The 2,148-nt window shown below is 76.0% G+C and carries 3 protein-coding genes; all 3 read left to right on the forward strand.

What is annotated here, in order from left to right:
- Window positions 1-9: 9 nt before the first annotated feature.
- Window positions 10-558 carry an SAV_6107 family HEPN domain-containing protein gene (locus AB0O00_RS36735; RefSeq protein WP_363659044.1) on the forward strand — a complete coding sequence of 183 codons (549 nt, stop codon included), beginning with the start codon at window positions 10-12 and terminating at the stop codon, window positions 556-558.
- A gap of 72 nt (window positions 559-630) precedes the next feature.
- Window positions 631-1,383 carry a methyltransferase domain-containing protein gene (locus AB0O00_RS36740; protein WP_363659042.1) on the forward strand — a complete coding sequence of 251 codons (753 nt, stop codon included), beginning with the start codon at window positions 631-633 and terminating at the stop codon, window positions 1,381-1,383.
- A 429-nt stretch (window positions 1,384-1,812) separates the two neighbouring features.
- A partial coding sequence (locus AB0O00_RS36745) for a DUF3040 domain-containing protein (RefSeq protein WP_363659043.1) occupies window positions 1,813-2,148 on the forward strand: 336 nt, incomplete at its 3' end.

Raw genomic sequence — 2,148 nt, forward strand, 5'->3', positions numbered from 1 at the left:
GGGGAGACCATGACCATCAGCCACCCTGAGCCCGTCACCGCCCGCCTCCACTCCGCCGCCCTGCCGCACTCCCCGGGCGCCCGCCCCGGCAGCGGGGACGTCCACCCCGTGCTGCGCCGGGTCGCCGCGCCGCCCGCCGCCCTCGACCTCCTCGCCGACGCCCACCGCACGCTCGCCCGGGCCCGCGCCCTGGAGGACCCGCTGGAGCGGTACGCCACCGCGCACCTGGCCGCGCTGCGCACGGTCGCGGCCGTGCTCGCCGTGCGGGGGCGCCCGGAGAAGAACCCGCGCCGCCGAAAAGCCATCCGCAGCGCCTGGGAGGTGCTGCCCGAGGTGGCCCCCGAGCTCGCCGAGTGGGCCCTCTACTACGGCGCCGGCGCCCGCCGCCGGGCCGCCGCCGAGGCCGGGATCCGGGGCGCCGCCTCGGCCCGCGACGCCGACGACCTGGTCCGCAACTCCGCCCTGTTCCTGCGCCTGGCCGAGCGCCTCCTCGGCCTGCGCCCGACCCCGCCCGCCCCGCGCCTGCCGTCGGCCGGCGACTCCCCGCACGACGGGTGACGGGCGGTACCACCCGCCCGGTCTAAGGTGGTGACATTCCTGATCGATCTGCACGTGCCGAGGAGTCCCGCCTTGTACCCGACGCGCCCCCGCAGCGCCCTGCGCACCGCCGTGGTCTGGGAGGTGGTGCGGGCCGCCCTGGAGAAGCGGGCCGCCGAGCTGGACCAGCCCGTGCTCGACGTCGTCGACACCGGTGGCGGCACGGGCAACTTCGCCGTGCCGGTGGCCAAGCTCGGCCACCGGGTCACCGTGGTCGACCCGAGCCCGGACGCGCTGTTCGCGCTGGAGCGCCGGGCCGCCGAGGCCGGCGTCACCGAGCTGGTCCGCGCCGTCCAGGGCGACACCCAGACGCTGCCCGAGGTGATCGCCCCCGGCACGATGGACGCGGTGCTCTGCCACGGCGTCCTGGAGGTCGTGGACGATCCGGCCGAGGCGCTCGGCAGCCTGGCCGCCACCCTGCGCCGCGGCGGCCTGGTCAGCCTGCTGGCCGCCAACCGCAACGGCGCCGTGCTGGCCCGCGCGCTGGCCGGCCACTTCACCGAGGCCCGCACCGTGCTCTCGGCCGCCGACGGCCGCTGGGGCGAGCAGGACCCGATGCCGCGCCGCTTCACCGGTGACGAGCTCTCCCGTCTCGCCGAGGGCGCCGGCCTGCGGGTCGAGTCGGTGCACGGCGTCCGGGTCTTCTCCGACCTCGTCCCCGGCGTCCTGGTGGACACCGAGCCGGGCGCGATGGAGGCGCTGCTCAAGCTGGAGGAGGCCGCCGCCGCGCAGCCCGCCTTCCACGCCGTGGCGACCCAGCTGCACGTACTGGCCACGCTCGGCTGAGCCCCTGGGACGTCGCTCCGGACGGGCGTCCGGCCTCCCGCCGCCGGGCGCTTCGCACACAGTCCGGCGGCGGTTCGTCTCCCCTCCACCTCCCGGCAGCCCGGCCGTGATCGCCGCGGCCCCCAGGTCCGGGCCGATTCCACCGGATCGGGCACTAGTTCGCCTCGTCCCGCGTTGGGAGGGATGCGGTCCGGCCTGGCCGAAGTGGCCCGGCCCACGCGCTGCGGACCACCCCGGAACGGGCCCGCGGACCGTATGATCTGGGTAAAGCCGGAAAGCATGACAGCCGGACGCATGGGGCATATGGACGACACGGACCGGGTCCCCCGCACAGGCGTCCGACCGCGTGTCCCGAAGGCCGAATGGACTTGCCTCCCCGACCGGGGCGGCGGACCGGTCGCACCCGCGACCGACGAGTAGGAGGACTCCGTGCCGCTCTCGGAGCACGAGCAGCGACTGCTCGACCAGATGGAGCGAGCGCTGTATGCCGAAGATCCCAAATTCGCGTCGGCGCTTGAGGGAACCGGGCTGCGCACCTACACCCGCCGACGGGTCTACCTGGCCGTCGCCGGCTTCGTGGTGGGCGTCGGCCTGCTGATGGGCGGCATGGTCGTTCCGGACCAGATCTGGGTCAGCGTGGTCGGGTTCCTGGTGATGCTCGGGTGCGCGGTGTTCGCCGTGACGGGCTGGCGCCGCGGGCCCGCGGGCCAGGGCTCCGGCCCCAAGCAGGCCGCCGCGCCGCGCCGCAAGGCCGGGATGATGGAC

This window comes from Kitasatospora sp. NPDC093558, from assembly GCF_040683475.1.
GTDB lineage: Bacteria > Actinomycetota > Actinomycetes > Streptomycetales > Streptomycetaceae > Kitasatospora.